Origin of the sequence: Bradyrhizobium sp. HKCCYLS1011 (assembly GCF_051167795.1) — a bacterium.
In the GTDB taxonomy this organism is placed as follows: domain Bacteria; phylum Pseudomonadota; class Alphaproteobacteria; order Rhizobiales; family Xanthobacteraceae; genus Bradyrhizobium.
The window spans coordinates 315,897-333,098 of the sequence record NZ_JBNPTT010000004.1; the positions used below are offsets into that span (position 1 = coordinate 315,897).

The following is a 17,202-nucleotide window of genomic DNA, read 5'->3' on the forward strand; positions in this document are numbered from 1 at the left end:
TCCGGTCTGCCGGGCGCTTCAGTCTTTCACATGCCCTCTGTCGAGCAGTGCGTCAATTCAAATCTCATATATTGAGATTTGAATTGGATTCGTCGAAGACCTCGGTTGCGATCAGCCGTGCGGCCTCGCGCACCTCCGCGCTGATCCGGTCGATCAATTCGCCGCTCGTCTGCTGACCGCCGACGGTGACGCAGAGGCTGGCCACCGGATAGCCGGCGTCGAGAATCGGGGCGGCAATGCCGACCGCGCCCGGCGTCACCTCGCCGAACGCGACCGCGACGCCGGCGCGGCGGATGCGCTTGAACGCCGCCAGGATGTCCTCCGGTGTCGCGCCCACCCCGACCTGGCGGAGATCGTGCGCATAGCGGCTGATCAACGGCATCAGCTGCGGCTTCGGCAGGAATGCCATGATCGAGCGCGCGATCGCGCCGCGCCCCATCGGCATCGGACGTCCGCGCGGGTAGCTGCTGATGGGATTAGGGGCGGAGGATTGCGAGGCCACACACAGCATCTTGTCGCCATACCAGCGCACGATCAGCGCGGTGCAGGGATGGGTGGCGGTCAGGCGCGCCAGATGCGGCGCGGCGGTTGCGACCAGGGGATCGGCGCGGCGGCTCAAATAATCCATCTCAACCACGCGCGGACCGAGCGTGAAGCGGCCGCCCCGCGTCGACATCAGCAGCCCGATGTCCTTCAGGCTCTTGAGATAGCGGTAGAGCGTCGGCCGGGTATAGCCGAGCTCGCGCATCAGCTCCTCAGGCGTCCAGAGCGGGCGACTCTCGCTGAACAGGTCGAGCACCGCCAGCACCCGATCCTGACTGTTGGTCTTCTTCAACGCCCGCCTCACCGCATCCCAAGCTGCCGTCCTGATAGCCGCGTTGCTGGTTCGCGAGAACACCCGCGGTGGATGACTTGTATTCAATGAAATCTCATAATAAGAGATTTGAAACAATAATTGAATGCAGGCCCAAGGGACGCCGAAGGCCACGGGGAAGGACGACGCGGATGAATCTTGACGCCAGGGCGAGGGCGACAGCGGCCATTGACGTGCCCGAGACCATCGACCGTTTGCCGGTCGGCCCCTTCCAGATCCAGATGCTCTTGATCTGCGCGGCGGTCTTGTTCGTCGACGGTTTCGACACCCAGGCCATTGGCTATGTCGCGCCGGCGCTGGCGCAGGAATGGAAGCTGGCGCGTGGCGCGCTCGGGCCGGTGTTCAGCGCCGGCCTGTTTGGTCTCATGATCGGGGCGATCCTGTTCGGCACCATCGCCGATCGGATCGGGCGCAAGCGGATCATCGTGCTCAGCACCGCCGCATTCGGTCTCGGCAGCTTGCTGACGATGCTGGCGCAGGATGCGAGCTGGTTGATCGCGTTGCGCTTCCTCACCGGGCTTGGCCTCGGCGGCGCGATGCCGAACGCGGTGGCGCTGACCTCGGAGCTCAGCCCGCACCGGCGCCGCGCCACTATGGTGATGATGATGTTTGCGGGATTCTCGATCGGCGCCGCGCTCGGCGGTCTTGTCGCGGCGGCGCTGATCCCGGCCTTCGGCTGGCGCTCGGTGTTCCTGGTCGGCGGGCTGGTGCCGCTGGTGCTGGCGCCGATCCTCGGCATCGTGCTGCCGGAATCGATTCGCTATCTGGCGCTGGTCGGCGGCCGCGACCACGAGGTGGCCGCACTGCTGCGGCGCGTCGCGCCGACGGTCGAGGTCGCGGCTGACGCCCACTTCGTCGTGCAAGAGCCGAAACTGCCGGGCTTGCCGGTGGCCCATCTGTTCGCCGAGCAGCGCGGCGGGGTCACGCTGCTGCTCTGGGTCGTGTTCTTCATGAGCCTGCTCGACCTCTATCTGTTGTCGAACTGGCTGCCGACCGTGCTCAACGATCTCGGTACCTCGGTATCAGTTGCGGCTGTCATCGGCGCCATGCTCCAGGTCGGCGGCGTGGTCGGCACCTTCACGCTTGGCCGCGTCATCGACCGCTTCTCCTTCCAGGCGCTGGCGATCGTCTATGTCTGCGCGGCGCTGGCGATCGCGGCGATCGGCTTCACCAGCCATTCGATCGGCTTCGTCACGGTGACGATCTTCGCCGCCGGCTTTTGCATCGTCGGTGGTCAGATCGCCGCCAATGCGCTGACGGCGACTTATTACCCGACCGCGATCCGCTCGACCGGCATGGGCTGGGCGCTCGGCATCGGCCGGATCGGCTCGATCGTCGGACCGCTGGTCGGCGGCGCGATGCTGGCCGCCAGGGTCGGCGTCGACCTGCTGTTCACGGCCGCGGCGCTTCCCGCGCTGATCGCCGCGGCCGCAGCCTTCGCGCTGGTTCGCGCCACGCGGTCTGGTGGAGGGTGAGCGCAGACAGCGCAGTTGAAATCGTAGTTGCTGAATGGATGGTGGCCAAGGGCGCCTCGGCACTGCGCCTGCTATCGCGATGACAGGCGGCACGGTCTTGCGGCGTTTTCGCCTGTCAGCTCGTGAGTGGCATGTCGAACTTCACCTTCAGCCCGTCGGCAGCGAAGTTGCGCGTGACCGCCCCGCCGAGCGCTGGGCCGAGGATGCGCTCGAACAGCAGCGAGCCGAAACCGTTGCGGGCCGGCGGCGTGACCAGGGGTCCGCCGCTCTCTTGCCATGACAGCTTGAGACGGCCGTCGTCGAGCCTCCAGCCCAGCGTCACGCCGCCGGCATCGTTGGAGAGCGCGCCATACTTCACGGCGTTGGTGACGAGCTCATGCAGTCCCATCGAGAGATAAAGCGCAATACCCGGAGCAAGCTGCACCAAAGGGCCGTCGACTGCGACGCGCTCACATTGCAGCGGCGCCAGCTCGGCCTGCACAAGCTCGTCGAGCGTGATCGCTTCACGGCCGCGATCGAGCGCCAGCGCATGGCTGCGCGCCAGCGCCGCGATGCGGCCGCGCAGCGCCTCGCCGAAATTCACGAACGTCGCGTCGGCGCGGACGCTGAGCGCGATGATGCTGTCGACCAGCGCCAGCGTGTTCTTGACGCGGTGATTGAGCTCATGGACCAGCACGCGATGGTGTTGCTCGACGGTCCGTCGCCGCGCATTCTCGGCGCGCAACGCGATCTCGTCCATCACGATCTCGCTGAGCTCGACGAGCTGGGCGATGTCGTCCTCGCTCCAGGCACGCGGGACGTGGTCGATCACATAGAGCGCGCCGATCACCTCGCCTCCCGACAGCTTCAAGGGAACGCCGAGATAGGCGATCACCCCGGGGACAGGCACGGCGAGATGGTTCTTCACCAGAGGATGTTGGCTCGCATCGGAGACGGCCAGCGGCGCTGCCGTGCTCACGACATGCTGACAGAAGGAGTGATTCAGCGGCGTTTCCCGCAAGGAATTCCACGGCTCACACAGGCCGATGGAGCTCTTGAAGAATTGCCTGTCGCGATCGACGAGAGCGATGATCGCGGCCGGCGCCTGCAAGAGCCGCGTTGCGAGGCGGGTGACACGATCGAAGCCCGGCTCGGGCGGGGTGTCGAGCAGGTCAGTCTGCGACAGGGCAGTCAATCGGTCCGGCGCGGGAGCGTCACGATCGGGAGGCATGCTGGTCTTTGTTGGGCGGTTCAGCCGATGCGGACATGCAGCACGATGACCGAGCCGGATACCCCAGCCGGCATTGGACGGTCGTGCGGCGCGGTTTACTTCGGCTCGAACGAAGCCGGCACGGAAACAGCATGAAACCTTCGAGGCGAGTGTCCCTCGCGTCAAGCACGCGGGTCGAATCTCGGTTCCATGAGAGACACCCAAAAGGCAGAGTATGGCCCGACAAAGGCAGCTCCGCCCTTCATTCGCGTGCTGATGCTGGCATGCCGTATACGCGGCTTTTAGCCGCCTTTGACGGCACCCGCCGTGAGTCCCGCGACGATCTGCCGCTGCGCGAACACGGTCAGCAGCAGCACGGGGAAGGTCACGATCAGCGCGGCGGCGGCCAACGGTCCCCAGCTCAGCTGATCGAATGAGATCATGTTGTAGACGGCGACAGGCAGCGTGCGCGTCTCACGCCCGGCCAGCACGATGCCGAATACGAAGTTGTTCCAGGAGAAGATCACCGAAAGGATGAAGGCCACGGCAAGTCCGGGCTTGGCCACCGGCAGCGCGACGTGGCGGAACACCTGCCATCGCGTGGCGCCGTCGATCCGCGCGGCCTCTTCCAGCTCGAGCGGCGTGGTCTCGAAATAGCCGATCATGATCCAAATCACGATCGGCACGGTGACGACGAGATGGATGATGATCTGCGGCCACAGCGTGCCAAGCAGGCCGAGCCACTGGAACAACAGGAACAGCGGGATCAGATAAGACAGACCGGGCGTGATGCGCGCAACCAGGATCACGATCGCCGATTTGTGCGCGGCCATACGCGCGATGCCATAGCCCGCCGGCACGCCGACCAGCATCGCGAGCAAGGTCGCACCGCCCGTCACCAGCATGCTGTTCGTGAAGTAGGTAAAGAAGCGGTTCGACGACAGCACGTCGGTGTAATTCTTCCAGGCGAAATGCTCCGGCCAGAACACCGGCGGATACGCGGCATTGTCGATCTCAAATTTCACTGATAGCGACAGCATCCAGAGAAAGAACAGGATCGCGGGCGAGACGATGATGAACACCGCCAAAGCCAGCGCGAGGCGCCCGAGGATGGCGCGTCCGCTCATGGCTCGTCCCCCAGCGCATTCCACTGCACCCGGCGGCGCAGCACTAGGAGCAGGGCGGTGAGCGCGATGATCAGCACGAAGAAGACGACCGCGATCGCCGAGGCATAGCCGAGGTCGTAATAAACGAAAGCGACGCTGTAGAGATAGAGATTGATGGTCTCCGAGGCCGAGCCCGGGCCGCCTTGAGTGATCGCGAAAATGATGTCGAAACTCTTCACCGCATCGATGCCGCGGATCATAGCGGCGATGAACAGGAACGGCATGATCAGCGGCAGCGTGATGTAGCGGAACATCTGCCAGGGGCTGGCGCCATCGATCTGCGCGCTCTCATAAGGCTCGGTGGGCAGCGCGGCGATACCGCCGAGCACGATCAGCATCACCAGCGGTGTCCATTGCCAGGTCTCGACCAGCACCAGCGAGGGGATCACGGTGGCCGGGTGAAACACCCAGAGCTGCGGCGGCAGACCGACGAGTGACAACAGATAGTTCAGGACCCCGAGCTGCGGGTGGAACATCATGGTCCAGACCAGCGCGATCGCCACCGGCGTTGCCATCATCGGCATGATGAACAGCGCGCGTAGCAGTCCGCGGCCGGGAAACCTGGTGTGGAAGACGACTGCTGCGAAGGTACCCAAGATCAGCGGCAGCAGCACCGAGAGCGCGGTATAGGACAGCGTGTGGCCGACCGACTCGACGAAGCGGGGATCGGCCGGCAGCCGCAGATAGTTGGCGAGCCCGACGAAAACGGTGGGCGCACCGACCTTCCATTCCTGGAAGCTCATCCAGATCGTGAACAGCCAGGGAAAGATGATCACGCCCAGCACGACGACGAGCGCCGGCAGCACGAACGGCCAGTAGGACGGCGGCCGCCATGGCCGCTCTGGTACGGCGGCCTGTGCCGCCGTGCCCGAGGCTTGTTCGGCAATCGTGCTCACGCTTTCTCGCTGCGCTCCAGGATCGGGCGATACTGCTCGTGCGCTTTCTTCAGCTCGGTTGCGGGATCGGCGCCGGAGAGCGTGGCCGTCAGCGCGGCGCCGACGATGTCGCGATATTCGGCGACGGGGATCACCACGGGCAGGCCAAGCTTGGAGATCTTGGCGGAGTCGATCGCCGACTGCAGCCATTCCTTCGGCATCTTCACGCCGCTCTGGACCTCGGCGTCGTTCAGGATGGAGCTGCGGAACGGCACGCCGCCGCCGGCCTGCAGCAGGCGCGCGCCTTGGGTCTTGGACACGATCCACTGGCAGAGCAGATAGGCCGCCTCCTTGTTCTTGCTGGCGGCCGCGATGCCGATGCCGTCGCCATAGGTGGCGGAATACTGCCCCTTCGGCCCGGCCGGCACCACGGTATACCCGACCTTGCCGACCACGCGCGAGGCATTCGGGTCCTCCAGCGGGGGCGCCCAGCCGACGCCGTCGATCCACATCGCCGAGCGACCTTGCGTGAAAGAGGCCATCGACTCCATCCAGTTGAAGCCGGCCACGCCAGGCGGCGCCGAGGTCGTGAGCAGCTTCTGATAGAGCTTTGTCGCGGCGACCGCCTCGGGTCCGTCGCTCAGGATATTGCCTTTGTCGTCAAGGAATTCGCCGCCATAGTTCAGGTAGAAATTGGTCCACAGGGTCATGTTGGCGTTGCGCAGACCGCGGCCGACGAAGCCGAAGGTGCCGTCCTTGGGATCAGTCAGTTTTTGTGCAGCCTCGGCCATTTCGTCGAGCGTCTTCGGTACCGCGACGCCCTTCTTCGCGAACAGCTCCTTGTTGTAGTAGAGGATGAAGTAGTCGACCGACCACGGCAGCGACAGCATCCGGCCCTTGTCGTTCCTGGCGTAAGTCAGCCCAGCGGCTGAGAAATCGCTTTCAACGAGATCCGGCGCGGTGAGGTTCGGGTCCTTGATGTAGTCCGTGATGTCGGCAAGCCATCCGGCCTTCTCGAACTGCCGCTTCTGCACGTGATAGCTTAGGTGAACGACGTCGAAGCTCGGCTTGCCGGAGGAGAGCTCGATCACCACCTTCTGCCGCTGCTGCTGCTCGGGGATCTGCTCGGACTCGACTTCGATGCCGGTCAGCGCGGTGAATTCCTTGAGGTACTTCTGCACATTGTCGCCGCGCGGTCCCTTGATCAGCATCGCCTCGAGCTTGGTGCCGGCATATTTCTTCCACTGCGGCTCGGCCCAGGCAGACCGTCCGGCCAGCGCAAGCGCGCTTGCTGCCGCCGTGCCCGCAAGCATGTTGCGGCGCGTGATCGCTCTCATCGTATCCTCCCCAGGATGCTTTTTCTTACGGGGAAGTCTAACGCGATCCGCCGCCGCCGCAACAGGAGGATCGGAGGTGCATCATTGGTGCATTGCGACGAAACTCTCAGCGTCACGGCCGCAGCAGAAAAGGCTGGCCGCGTTTCCTGCCGCGCTCACTGCGCTGCGAGGCGCTTCGCAATGGCGGGTGAGGGAGCGAGCTGTGCACCACAATCTCAACCGTCATCGCCCCGCTCTGGGCGATCCAGTACGGGGAGATGGTCGTGATAGATCGAGAAGCTGCGGGGTACTGGATACCCCGCCTGCGCGGGGTATGACAAATCAATCTGTCACGGCGCTGATGGCCGCTTCGAAAGACGGCTTAGTCGAACAGGCTTGAGACCGACTCTTCCGCCGCGGTGCGGCCGATCGCCTCGGCGATCAGCGGCGCGATCGGCAGCGTGCGGATGTTGGGCGCATTACGAACGGCTTCGGTCGGCATGATGGAGTCGGTGATGACGAGCTCCTTCAGCCGCGACGAGGTGATGCGGCTCGCAGCTCCGCCGGACAGCACGCCATGGGTGATATAGGCGTAGACTTCCTTGGCGCCGTGCTTGAGCAGCGCGTCGGCGGCGTTCACCAGGGTGCCTCCGGAATCGACGATGTCGTCGATCAGGATGCAGGTGCGGCCGGACACGTCGCCGATCACGTTCATCACCTCGGACTCGCCGGGGCGCTCACGGCGCTTGTCGACAATGGCGAGCGGAGTGTTGATCCGCTTGGCAAGCCCGCGGGCCCGCGCCACGCCGCCGACATCGGGCGAGACCACCATCAGGGAGGAGAGGTCGAACCGATCCTTGATGTCGCGCACCATCAGCGGCGCGGCGTAAAGGTTGTCGGTCGGAATATCGAAGAAGCCCTGGATCTGGCCGGCATGCAGGTCGAGCGTCATGACGCGGTCGACGCCGGCATGGGCGATCAAATTGGCGACGAGCTTGGCCGAGATCGGCGTGCGCGAGCCCGATTTGCGATCCTGCCGCGCATAGCCGAAATAGGGCACCACCGCGGTGATGCGGCGCGCCGAAGCACGGCGCAGCGCATCGGTGATGATCAGCAGCTCCATCAGCAGGTCGTTGGCCGGGTACGACGTCGACTGCAGGATGAAGACGTCGGAGCCGCGGACGTTCTCCTGAATCTCGACGAAGATCTCCATGTCGGCGAAGCGCCGGACAACGGCCTTGGTGAGCGGCAGCCCGAGCTCGGTGGCGATTGCGCTCGCCAGTGCTGGGTTGGAGTTGCCGGCAACCAGTTTGATGGAGCCGTTCTTGGCCGACATCGAGATTTCTCCCCGCGCTTCGCTGGAGACAATATTCAGCATATCGGGCTACCCGTGGAACCGGCAATCTTGCACGGGCGAGGTGATATCAAGGAGATAGCGCGGCTGGCAACCCGCGGAAGACGTTTTCCCGGTCAAAAATGGCTGCGAATTGCGCCGCTTTGGCTAATGGTCGGTGTAGCCGAGGGCCGCGACGTTGGTGGTATCGGTCGTGTCGGCCGGAGCGGCCGCCACCGCCGGACCACGTGCCGCCGGTGCGGGCTGGGTCGGACTGTCCGCGGGCGCTGTTCCATTGAGCATGCTGGTGAGCCCGCTGAAGCCGGCCTGCGCAATCTTGCGAAGCACGAGGTCGTCGGCCGCGCCCCAGGGATCGCGCACCGCATCCCGTCCCGCGCGTCCGGTCGACTCCTGGCCCGACAGCCGCAGCGCGCGCTGCTGATTGCGGTCATAGACATCCCAGACCCACGCGATCACGCTCTTGCCGCTGACCACCTGCGCGGAGAGATAGCTGCGCACGCGGTAGGCGGCCGGCGCCTCGCGCGACACGACAGCCAGGCTGCGCAATTTCGATTCGCTGTCGAGTACGTTCACCATGCGGTCGAACACTTGCGGCGGCGGGCCATCGATCTGATCGAAGGCGATCGTTGCGGCATCGCTCGGCGCAGTTGTGGTGGCCATCGCGTAGGAATTGCTCGCGCCGTTGCTGGCGCAGCCGCCGAGCGCGCAGGCCGACATCATAAGCGTCGCGGCAACGCAAGCGTGCAACGCAGTCCCGCCGAGCCGGTGAAGTAGTAGCGACGCTTCCCTCATCGGTGGGAGCGATATCGTTAAAATCGATTAACGTCTAGGTCGCCGCTGACACAAAGCGGGACAGAACGCAGCTGCTTGTTCAGAAATAGTTAAGCAAACCAGATGATGTCACAGTTTGGTCCAGCTTCAGCCTTCGAGGACGATCGCGTGCACATGGCGGCCATAATCCGGCTCCTTGCGGTGCACCGAGCGACGGTAGCTGAAGAAGCGTTCGTCGGCATAGGTATCATGGCCGAGATCGTCGATCATGAGCACGCCGGCCTTTTCCAGCCGCATGCGGATGAATCCGGCGAGATCAAATAGCGCGTGTCCCTGGCGTGCCGACGGCAGGAAGAAGATCGTGTTGTCGGCATCGGCGTCGAGAAAGCGCTCCACGAATTCGGCGCCGACCTCATAGCTCGGCTGCCGGATCATCGGACCGATGGCGGCGACGATCTGTTCGCGCTCAGCGCCGAGCGTTTCCATGGCATCGAGGGTTGCTTCGAGAACGCCGGTGAGCGCGCCCTTCCAACCGGCATGCGCGGCACCGATCACACGCCGCGTCGGGTCGACGAACAGGACCGGACCGCAATCGGCGGTGGTGACGCCGATAGCCAGATTTTCGGTACGGGTCACGATGGCGTCGACCTTCGGCCGCGCAGGACTGTCCCAAGGACCAGTGGCGACCACCACGTCGGGCGAGTGGACCTGGTGGACGCTCAGGAAATTCTCCGGCGCTACGCCGAGCTGGGTGGCCATACGGCGGCGATTCTCGCGGACATTCTCCGGCACGTCGCTGGAGCCCAGCCCGCCGTTCAGTCCGGCATAGATGCCGTCGGACACGCCGCCTTCACGGGTGAAGAAGGCATGCCGCAGTCCGGGAACGGCCGAGATCAGATCCGATGATAGTACCATCACGACGCTCCCGCTTCGGTCCTGTCGTCACTGAGCGCCGGCAATACGGGAATCCCGGGATCAGAAACGGCCAGCACCTTGAACAACGACCCCATGCCGCCGCGGCCGCCGCTGATCAGGCGCTTCAGCCCGTTGGCGATGTCCTCGGCGACTTCGAGTGACGCCTTCTGCATTAAGGTCAGCGCACGCGTTTCGATGCCGAGCCGCTGCAGGAATTCGCCCTGGATCACCGGCCCATGCACGCGTGCGCCGACCGCTTCGGCGGCGCGGCCCAAGGCGTCGAAGTCGACATGAGCGGTGATGTCGGCAAGGCCCGGCGTCTTCAACGGGTCGGCGAAGGTGTGGCGCGCAATGGCCTGGAACGTGTCGCCGACACTGCTGCGGATGTGGCCGTAGTCGATGATGAGCGCGGCGCCGCGCTGATCGCGCACGCGCTTGGCCAGCGCCATGATCTCCGAGTCGGGCCGCCATTCGAAGATGGCGCCGAGGGGCGCCGCACGGACCAACGGCGGCAGCAGGGTCTCGAAGCCCGGGGTCGGCTCGGCGGCCGCGCCATAGGTGAAGTTGTCGTTGTCGTCGAGCTCGATCACGCGCTCGTGCCAGCCGGTCTCGCGGCGGACCATCTGATGGATCGGCAGCACGTCGAAATATTCATTGGCGAAGATCACGCAAGGACCCTCCGGCACTTCGTCGAACCGCTCATGCCAGTTGATGTTGCGCATACCCGTCAGCATCGCCTTCTGCTTTTCGCGCAGCACGGGATTGATCTCGATCATGTGCACAGAAAGCGTCTGGTACAGCGGCGGCGCCACCCGCAGCGCGCGGAGCGCGTCCGACATCATGGTGCCGCGTCCGGGTCCGAGCTCGATCAGATGGAATTGCTGTGGCGAGCCGATTGCCTTCCACACCGAAGCGGCCCACAGGCCCAACAGCTCGCCGAACATCTGGCTGACTTCCGGCGCCGTGGTGAAGTCGCCCTCGCGGCCCAACGGATCGCGCGAGATGTAGTAGCCGTGCTGCGGATGCGAGAGACACAGCTCCATGTAGCGCCACACCGGCATCGGGCCTGACGCCTTGATCAGCCGCTTGATCTCGGTATGCAGCGGGGACAGTTCGATCACGGCTGGGCCTGCAGGGATGGCGCGGCCTGATCTTGCGGCTTGCGCAATGCTCTTATGATCAGGATGGCACCGACGATCAGCATCGGCACCGACAGCAGCATGCCCATGGTCAGCCCGCCCCAGAGAAAGCCGAGCTGTGGGTCCGGTTCGCGGAAATGCTCGCTGGTGATGCGCGCCAGGCCGTAGAGCAGAACGAAGCTGCCGAGAGTAAGGCCTGGTCGCTTCAGGGCACCGAACCGGATCAGGATGGCGAGGACGACGAACACCACGATGCCTTCGAGACCGGCCTCGTAGAGCTGGCTCGGATGACGGGGCAGCTGGGTGCGATCATTGGGGAAGATCATGGCCCAAGGCAGGCTGGGATCGGCCGTACGGCCCCACAATTCGCCGTTGATGAAATTGGCGATGCGGCCAAGAAACAGGCCGATCGGCCCGACCGCGGTGGTGATGTCGCCGAGCGACAGGATCGGCAGGCCGTTGTGGCGGCAGAACAAGATCACCGCGATGACGCAGCCCATGAAGCCGCCGTGGAACGACATACCGCCTTTCCACAATTCGAAGATCTCGAGCGGGTGATCGATGAAAAAAGGCAGGTTGTAGAACAGCACATAGCCGGTGCGGCCGCCGAGGATGATGCCGAGCGTGACCCACAGGATGAAATCGTCGAGCTGGACCAGCGAGATCGGCGCCGGCCCACCCCACAGCCGGTCCTTTTTCAGCAGCGAGCGGGCATAGAGCCAGCCGACCACGATGCCGCCGATATAGGCGAGCGCGTACCAGCGGATCGCAAACGGCCCGATGGCGATCGCGACCGGCTCGAAGGCGGGAAGCTTGATGAGGAGAGGTGTCATTCGGAGGCTTTCGTGTACACGGCGCCTGGGGTCGGCTGGTCACCACGGGCTTTCCCTAAGCCCTGCCAGATGTACATGCTTCAGCGCACCCTGCCTGATGGACGTTTGGATCGCGCGATAGCCGGGATCTGCCGTGCAATCAATACGATGACAAGGAAACCGCGGCATGACAAGACGAGCCGCACCTTGATCGAACGCATTTGGATCGCCATTGTGTGATCGGGCCCGGAGCGGAAGCGGAGTTTCTTATGACCCAGACCACCAATCGGTTTTTCGACGAACTTGGTCGCCTGATGAACGACGCCGCGGGCGCAGCCCAGGGCATGAAGCGCGAGGTCGATGCGGTGATCCGCAACCAGGCCGAGAAGATCCTGAACGATCTCGATATCGTCAAGCGCGAGGAGTTCGAGGCGGTCAAGGAGATGGCGCGCCTGGCGCGCGAGGAGAATGAGGCGCTGAAGGCGCGGATCGCCGTACTGGAAGGCAAGCTCGGCAGCGGGCAGCCCGGCTGAGGGCGAGGGATTTCGCCGGGGCCCGGCAAGGACCTGCCGTGAAGGGCCCCGAGGGGGAAACGGCACGCAAGAAAATCCTTTCATTTCCTTGTCATTTTGCCGCTTTGCGGCTAGAACGCCGCCACGTCCGCGGCCCCCGCACCCCTGGAGGCTTGCCGCTGGACTTGCGAGAACGGGCCGCGTTGCGGCCTTTAACTTTTTAAAACAAGGACTTAGCAAGATGGCGACCGTCAGAGAACTGAAGGCGACCGCCCGTCCGTCAGTCGGCAAGGGGGCCGCACGGGCAGAGCGTCGCGCCGGGAGAGTGCCCGGAGTGATTTATGGAGATAGCCAGCCCCCGCTGCCGATCTCGGTCGAGGACCGCGAACTGCGCCAGCGCATCGGCGCCGGGCGGTTTCTGACGACCATTTTCGACATCAGCCTGGACGGCAAGAAGCATCGCGTGATTCCGCGCGACTTCCACCTCGATCCGGTGAAGGATTTCCCGATCCATGTCGATTTCATGCGGCTCGGGCAGGGCGCGACCATTCGCGTCAGCGTGCCGCTGCACGTCGTCAATGCGGAGACCTCGCCGGGCGTGAAGCGTGGCGGCACGGTCAACATCGTCACCCACACGCTTGAGCTCGAATGTCTGGCGGAAAACATTCCGCAGTACATCGAGGCCGATGTTGGCGGGCTCGAGATCAACAATTCGCTGCACATGTCGGACGTCAAGCTGCCGACTGGCGTCAAGCCGCTGCGCGGGGACGCCACGCTGGTGACCATCGTGCCACCGTCCGGTTACGCCGACGAGCAGAAGGCTGCTGGCGCTGCCGCGGCTGCGGGTGCCGCAGCGCCGGCTGCTGCTGCGGCTCCGGCTGCGGCTGCCAAGGCCCCGGCTGCTGCCGCCAAGGCGCCCGCTGGCGGCGACAAGAAGAAGTAGCCTGTATGTTTTCAGAAGCTCGCGATGCCCTCGCGAGCTTCTGAGCATTGGCCTAAAGCGCGGATGCCGCGTCATGCTGCTGTTTGTCGGACTCGGCAATCCCGGCGCGAAATATGCGCGCAACCGGCACAATATCGGCTTCATGGTCGCCGACGCGATCGCGCGGCGTCATGGCTTTTCGCCCTGGCGCCGGCGCTTTCAGGGCGAGACCTCGGAGGGCACGCTCGACTCCGAGCGGGTGATCCTGTTGAAGCCCACGACCTACATGAACGAGTCCGGCCGCGCCGTGCAGGAAGCCGTGAGCTTTTTCAAGATTGGTGTCGGTGATGTCACCGTGTTTCAGGACGAGCTTGAGCTCGCGCCTGGCAAGCTGCGCGTCAAGGTGGGCGGCGGGATCGCCGGCCACAATGGCCTACGCTCGATCTCGGCGCATATCGGCAACGACTATCGCCGGGTGCGGCTTGGCATCGGTCATCCCGGCGTCAAGGAATTGGTGCACGGCCATGTGCTGTCGGACTTTGCCAAAGCCGATATGCCGTGGGTCGAGGCGCTGTGTGAGGCGGTCGCCGACAATGCAGGGCTGTTGACCGGCGGACGCGACTCCACCTTCGCCAACAAGGTGCACCTGGCGCTGCAGTCCAAAGGTTTTTTGGAGAAGGGTGATGCCGGCGCTGCATGATGCGCGCCCGGCCAAAGCAATTCGGGACGGATTATGGGATTTAAATGCGGAATCGTCGGGCTGCCCAATGTCGGCAAATCGACGCTGTTCAACGCGCTGACGGAGACGGCGGCGGCGCAGGCGGCCAACTACCCGTTCTGCACCATCGAGCCGAATGTCGGCGAGGTCGCCGTGCCCGATCCGCGACTCGAGAAGCTCGCAGCGATTGCCAAATCCGGGCAGATCATTCCGACTCGGCTGACCTTCGTTGACATTGCGGGTCTGGTGCGCGGCGCTTCGAAAGGTGAGGGCCTGGGCAACCAGTTCCTTGCCAACATCCGCGAAGTCGATGCGATTGCGCATGTCGTGCGCTGTTTCGAGGATTCCGACATCACCCATGTCGAGGGTAAGATCGCGCCGCTTGCTGATATCGAGACCATCGAGACCGAGCTGATGCTTGCCGATCTCGACAGCCTCGAAAAGCGCGTCGACAATCTCGCTAAGAAGGCCAAGGGCAACGACAAGGATGCCAAGGAGCAGTACGAGCTCGTCACGCGGGCGCTCGAGCTGCTACGTGACGGCAAGCCAGCTCGGCTCCTGGAACGTAAGGCGGAGGAGGAGCGTGCCTTCGGCATGCTGGGCCTGCTGACTTCCAAGCCGGTGCTCTACGTCTGCAATGTCGAGGAGAGTTCGGCCAAGGACGGCAACAGCTTCTCGCGGCAGGTGTTCGAGAACGCCGAAAAGGAAGGTGCGGTCGCCGTCGTGATCTCGGCCAAGATCGAATCTGAGATTGCGACCTTGTCGCGCGAGGAGCGGACCGAGTTTCTCGATACGCTAGGACTTGAGGAGGCCGGCCTCGATCGGCTGATCCGCGCCGGTTATCAGCTGCTCGATCTCATTACTTATTTTACGGTCGGTCCGAAGGAAGCCCGCGCCTGGACCATTCACCGCGGCACCAAGGCGCCGGCGGCGGCCGGCGTGATCCATACCGACTTCGAAAAGGGCTTCATCCGCGCCGAGACCATCGCCTATGCCGATTATGTCGCGTTCAACGGCGAGTCCGGCGCGCGCGAGGCGGGCAAGCTCCGGCTCGAGGGCAAGGATTACGTCGTCGCTGACGGCGATGTGATGCATTTCCGTTTCAATACGTAAACACCGTCAGTGCATCCGGCCCTGGTCGCGGATCGCGCCGAGATGCTCATTGATGCGGAAGACGATCAGGACAAACTCGGCGATGATGCGCGAGAACACGATGCCGACGATCACGCCGGCAATCGATGACAGGAGCATCAGGAAGCCGCCGAACGGGCTGATCGCCATTGCGGCGAGCCCGGAGAAGATTCCGGACACGCCGAACAGGATTACGAGCGCAATCACGAGCCAGTAGAACGTCTTGATGATCGCCGGCGTGATGAAGCGGTCCCACTGAAACAAATCGCGAAATTCGAACATCGTTAACTCCCCCAGCCCGAGTCGAATGTGGACCAGGATTTGGTCCGAATGCCCACCCTGCGCATCTGTCCCAACCCCGCGTCCAGGTCTTGCCGGAATGTGACTGCTAAGAGCCGCAGCCGTCGCTTTCGGCAGTATGGAGTGCGAGCCATGCGGGTGAGCAGGTTGTGATTGCCGCAAAGTGCGGCCACAATCGGGCTTCTTTCAGCCATTGACCAGTCCATGACACTCACCTTCGAAGATTTTCCGCAAGGACATTTCGGCAGTTTTGGTCCGAAACACGTGACGCGCGAGGAGATCATCGGCTTCGCCGCCGAATTCGACCCGCAGCCGATGCATCTTGATGAGGAGGCGGCCCGCGCTTCCATGCTCAACGGTCTCTCCGGATCGGGCTGGCACCTTTGTTCGCTGATGATGCGGATGCTGTTCGACGGCTTCATCGGCCGCACGGCCTCGCTCGGGTCGCCCGGCGTCAACGAGGTGCGCTGGATCTCTCCGTTGCGCCCAGGCGACGACCTGATGCTCGACGTCGAGGTCGTAGAAGCACGGGTTTCGCGCAGCCGTCCGGCGACCGGCATCGTCACCTTCAAATGCGTGGTTCGGAACGCCGCGGGAGAGACGCTGTGCGAGATGATTTCGCCGATCATCGTCGAGCGGCGGGAAGGGCGGGGTGGCTGATGCGGTTTTTCGACGATATCGAGCTTGGCCAACGGCGCGAACTCGGCGCGTTCACGTTCACTGCCGAGAACATCAAACGTTTTGCTGCGCAATTTGATCCGCAGCGCTTTCATCTCGACGAAGAGGAAGGGCGCAACTCGTTGTTTGGAGGGCTCGCCGCGTCCGGCTGGCATGTCGGCTGCGTCTGCATGAAGCTTCTCGTCGCCGACAATCAACGCCTTGCGGAGCTCGCGCGCGGCCGCGGTGAGCCGGTTGTCGTCGGCGGACCCTCGCCGGGATTTCGCGATCTGCGCTGGCTCAAGCCGGTGCTTGCTGGTGACACCATCAGTTTTGCGAGCGAGATCGAATCCTTGCGTCCGTCCGCCTCGCGCCCGCAATGGGGGATCGTGCAAGCGCGAAACGCCGGCACGAATCAACGCGGCGAGCTGGTGTTCTCCTTGCTCGCTTCCGCCTTCATCCCGCGACGGAACAGAGGTTGAGGCGAAAAGGTCACGGCACGCAGGATTGTGCTACCGGAACAAACTTCGCGCTAACGCATTTTGAACCGCGACTCTATAAGACAGCCACCCAGGATATAGTTGGTAGGGGATGAGTATGGCGGATCGCGGCGGCCTGAAACTTCTTGGCTTCATTTTTGCCAGCGTGACGCTTGCGGTGATGCTCGCCACCGGCATGGTCGTGAAGGGCTACGCGGACGGTTCCTATACGCTCGAAGCAACCGCAATCGACGGCCAGTAACGCTTCGTTAACCATGCTTGGCGGTCGCGATCGCTCGGCAGGCAATGACTGACCTGCTCCTCAACGGCTCCAGATCAGCGCCAGCACGGCGACGGCGATCGACAGCAATCCGACAAAGCGGATGATGATGCTGCCCATCCGCGGCAGTGGTTGCCGCAAAGGAATGGGAGCGGCGTTTTCCGGTCGGATCGTTTCCATGAAAATGTCAGCCCCTCGACGCATGCAAGACCGCCGGCATGGCGGTGTTGGGTCTTGGTCGCGGGCGACTGATCCGACGTTCAAGCCATCTGCAGCGAAAAACCAAAACCGCCGCGCGAGGGTGCCCGCGCGGCGGT

20 protein-coding genes are annotated in these 17,202 nt (G+C 63.8%); 8 read left to right on the forward strand and 12 right to left on the reverse strand.

All coding sequences use genetic code 11. The features are described from left to right. Positions 1-64: 64 nt before the first annotated feature. Positions 65-922: an IclR family transcriptional regulator gene (locus tag ACQR1W_RS14460; RefSeq protein ID WP_434851399.1), complete on the reverse strand. Its 858-nt coding sequence runs from the start codon at positions 920-922 to the stop codon at positions 65-67. Between the two features lie 83 nt (positions 923-1,005). Here ACQR1W_RS14460 and ACQR1W_RS14465 point away from each other — a divergent pair, with 83 nt between their 5' ends. Next, positions 1,006-2,349: an MFS transporter gene (locus tag ACQR1W_RS14465; protein WP_434851400.1), complete on the forward strand. Its 1,344-nt coding sequence runs from the start codon at positions 1,006-1,008 to the stop codon at positions 2,347-2,349. A 115-nt stretch (positions 2,350-2,464) separates the two neighbouring features. Here ACQR1W_RS14465 and ACQR1W_RS14470 read toward each other — a convergent pair whose 3' ends face one another. The 9 genes from ACQR1W_RS14470 to lgt form a co-directional block, all read right to left on the reverse strand. Further along, on the reverse strand, positions 2,465-3,559 hold the full coding sequence (locus ACQR1W_RS14470) for an HWE histidine kinase domain-containing protein (RefSeq protein WP_434851401.1): 1,095 nt from the start codon (positions 3,557-3,559) through the stop codon (positions 2,465-2,467). A gap of 281 nt (positions 3,560-3,840) precedes the next feature. Then, positions 3,841-4,665: a carbohydrate ABC transporter permease gene (locus ACQR1W_RS14475; protein WP_434851402.1), complete on the reverse strand. Its 825-nt coding sequence runs from the start codon at positions 4,663-4,665 to the stop codon at positions 3,841-3,843. Further along, on the reverse strand, positions 4,662-5,600 hold the full coding sequence (locus ACQR1W_RS14480; RefSeq protein WP_434851403.1) for a carbohydrate ABC transporter permease: 939 nt from the start codon (positions 5,598-5,600) through the stop codon (positions 4,662-4,664). Before ACQR1W_RS14480 ends, ACQR1W_RS14475 begins: the two co-directional genes overlap by 4 nt. Continuing rightward, positions 5,597-6,916 carry an ABC transporter substrate-binding protein gene (locus ACQR1W_RS14485; RefSeq protein WP_008971294.1) on the reverse strand — a complete coding sequence of 440 codons (1,320 nt, stop codon included), beginning with the start codon at positions 6,914-6,916 and terminating at the stop codon, positions 5,597-5,599. The genes ACQR1W_RS14480 and ACQR1W_RS14485 overlap by 4 nt, the downstream gene beginning before the upstream one ends. 361 nt (positions 6,917-7,277) lie before the next feature. Then, complete coding sequence (locus tag ACQR1W_RS14490; RefSeq protein ID WP_008971295.1) at positions 7,278-8,231, reverse strand: ribose-phosphate pyrophosphokinase; 954 nt, start codon at positions 8,229-8,231, stop codon at positions 7,278-7,280. A gap of 165 nt (positions 8,232-8,396) precedes the next feature. Continuing rightward, positions 8,397-9,041, reverse strand: a complete 645-nt coding sequence (locus ACQR1W_RS14495; protein WP_434851404.1) for a hypothetical protein — start codon at positions 9,039-9,041, stop codon at positions 8,397-8,399. A 126-nt stretch (positions 9,042-9,167) separates the two neighbouring features. Continuing rightward, positions 9,168-9,935 (reverse strand): peptidoglycan editing factor PgeF, encoded by a 768-nt coding sequence (gene pgeF / locus ACQR1W_RS14500; protein ID WP_434851405.1) that lies wholly within the window; start codon positions 9,933-9,935, stop codon positions 9,168-9,170. Further along, positions 9,935-11,056 (reverse strand): class I SAM-dependent methyltransferase, encoded by a 1,122-nt coding sequence (locus ACQR1W_RS14505; protein WP_434851406.1) that lies wholly within the window; start codon positions 11,054-11,056, stop codon positions 9,935-9,937. Before ACQR1W_RS14505 ends, pgeF begins: the two co-directional genes overlap by 1 nt. Further along, entirely contained in the window at positions 11,053-11,907 is an 855-nt protein-coding gene (gene lgt, locus ACQR1W_RS14510) for a prolipoprotein diacylglyceryl transferase (protein ID WP_434851407.1), read from the reverse strand. Before lgt ends, ACQR1W_RS14505 begins: the two co-directional genes overlap by 4 nt. Before the next feature lie 248 nt (positions 11,908-12,155). On the opposite strand from lgt, the gene ACQR1W_RS14515 reads away from it, so the two are divergent. From ACQR1W_RS14515 to ychF, 4 genes are all read left to right on the forward strand, one after another. Further along, positions 12,156-12,419, forward strand: a complete 264-nt coding sequence (locus ACQR1W_RS14515; RefSeq protein ID WP_434851408.1) for an accessory factor UbiK family protein — start codon at positions 12,156-12,158, stop codon at positions 12,417-12,419. Positions 12,420-12,639: 220 nt separating this feature from the next. Beyond that, positions 12,640-13,341, forward strand: coding sequence for a 50S ribosomal protein L25/general stress protein Ctc (locus ACQR1W_RS14520; protein WP_434851409.1), 702 nt, complete (start codon positions 12,640-12,642; stop codon positions 13,339-13,341). 73 nt (positions 13,342-13,414) lie between these two features. Next, positions 13,415-14,020, forward strand: a complete 606-nt coding sequence (gene pth, locus ACQR1W_RS14525) for an aminoacyl-tRNA hydrolase (protein ID WP_434851410.1) — start codon at positions 13,415-13,417, stop codon at positions 14,018-14,020. 33 nt (positions 14,021-14,053) lie between these two features. After that, positions 14,054-15,151, forward strand: coding sequence for a redox-regulated ATPase YchF (gene ychF / locus ACQR1W_RS14530; protein WP_434851411.1), 1,098 nt, complete (start codon positions 14,054-14,056; stop codon positions 15,149-15,151). A gap of 6 nt (positions 15,152-15,157) precedes the next feature. On the opposite strand, the gene ACQR1W_RS14535 is transcribed toward ychF, so the two are convergent. Continuing rightward, positions 15,158-15,451 (reverse strand): DUF4282 domain-containing protein, encoded by a 294-nt coding sequence (locus ACQR1W_RS14535; protein ID WP_035982450.1) that lies wholly within the window; start codon positions 15,449-15,451, stop codon positions 15,158-15,160. Between the two features lie 222 nt (positions 15,452-15,673). Here ACQR1W_RS14535 and ACQR1W_RS14540 point away from each other — a divergent pair, with 222 nt between their 5' ends. The 3 genes from ACQR1W_RS14540 (at position 15,674) to ACQR1W_RS14550 (ending at position 16,867) form a co-directional block, all read left to right on the forward strand. Further along, entirely contained in the window at positions 15,674-16,129 is a 456-nt protein-coding gene (locus ACQR1W_RS14540) for a MaoC family dehydratase (protein WP_434851412.1), read from the forward strand. After that, positions 16,129-16,608 carry a MaoC family dehydratase gene (locus tag ACQR1W_RS14545; protein WP_434851413.1) on the forward strand — a complete coding sequence of 160 codons (480 nt, stop codon included), beginning with the start codon at positions 16,129-16,131 and terminating at the stop codon, positions 16,606-16,608. The genes ACQR1W_RS14540 and ACQR1W_RS14545 overlap by 1 nt, the downstream gene beginning before the upstream one ends. Positions 16,609-16,723: 115 nt before the next feature. After that, positions 16,724-16,867, forward strand: coding sequence for a hypothetical protein (locus tag ACQR1W_RS14550; protein ID WP_008971307.1), 144 nt, complete (start codon positions 16,724-16,726; stop codon positions 16,865-16,867). 60 nt (positions 16,868-16,927) lie between these two features. Here ACQR1W_RS14550 and ACQR1W_RS14555 read toward each other — a convergent pair whose 3' ends face one another. Next, positions 16,928-17,065 carry a hypothetical protein gene (locus ACQR1W_RS14555; protein WP_434851414.1) on the reverse strand — a complete coding sequence of 46 codons (138 nt, stop codon included), beginning with the start codon at positions 17,063-17,065 and terminating at the stop codon, positions 16,928-16,930. Between the last annotated feature and the right edge of the window lie 137 nt (positions 17,066-17,202).